Here is a 1,009-nt window from a genome sequence, read left to right as displayed (position 1 = left end):
GGCTATTTCTTTATGCCGGCAGATCCAGCTTTGATTGAGTGTGCTTTGCGGGTGTCAGAAGATGTTCCCGAAACCAATATCCTGACATACGGCACCACCAAATCTACAAATGACATATCTATTGATTCAATTTCATACTCTAGTGAACAAGAATGGGAACCGTCGGAGATCAGTTCAGAGATTGATATCAATACCGATGCCGTTGGAGAGAACTTCCCTATAGAAATTGTCGGCTCACCATCTACTCTTGCACAATCCTATGAAGCCTGTATCAATATTTCCGGATACTTCATTCAGAAATTATTGGAGATAAGCGGGTCCGAGCTTGACGGTTGTTGCGTCAATTCCGAGATGCAATAATTTCAAGTCTGCTGACTAGACCTATGTAATGGTGCCTCCCGAACTCAGCCTTTTTTGGATGCAAAGTGCTATCAGAAAAGTTTCTTGTCCGGTCAAGAAAAGGCTGATAGTTCAATTGCTCCAGAAAATTTCACCATGATAGTAATCAAAATTATTGATCCTCTAAAACATATATCTTTCACATGATATTTTTATATGCCTTCCAGTTTTGCTAAATTTTTAGTGGTTACCCATTAAGTACTGTATCTAATCTTTTTTGAATATGTTCTGGTGCTTTTTAGGTTGCAATTACGCTAAGTAATAGGGTCGGTTAAGTGTTGAATTTAGTGCCTTTTTTAAAGAAAAATGAGACGAACTGAAGAAAAAGAGGTCATTTTTGTCATAAAGAATGATGTACACTGAACATGTTTTTAAGAGTTTTCCTTTGCGCATAAGAATAAAAAAATCTATTTAGCAAGGATGTGTCCTGATCAACATATTTTGAAGGTAAATGGTGGGCCGCTCTGCTCGTCAACTGCACTATTTGCAGGGGTAAAAACCTTCATGGAGATATTGGTAAGTTTTAATTAACACATAGGTAAACCGCCGCCTCTGGCGGTGAGACTTGACAAGGCTCTGCCGTTCCGGCGTGCAGAGTAAAAATATGGCC

General features: G+C 39.1%; 1 pseudogene. It reads left to right on the top strand.

Going from position 1 to position 1,009, the window contains the following annotated elements:
- Positions 1 to 360, top strand: a pseudogene (locus ACCI49_RS24780) (hypothetical protein); the annotation flags it as partial.
- Positions 361 to 1,009: the final 649 nt, after the last annotated feature.

Origin of the sequence: Microbulbifer epialgicus, from assembly GCF_041447265.1 — a bacterium.
GTDB lineage: Bacteria > Pseudomonadota > Gammaproteobacteria > Pseudomonadales > Cellvibrionaceae > Microbulbifer > Microbulbifer epialgicus.
The sequence above is the reverse complement of the archived record's forward strand: the minus strand, read 5'-3'. Positions and strand labels throughout refer to the sequence as shown.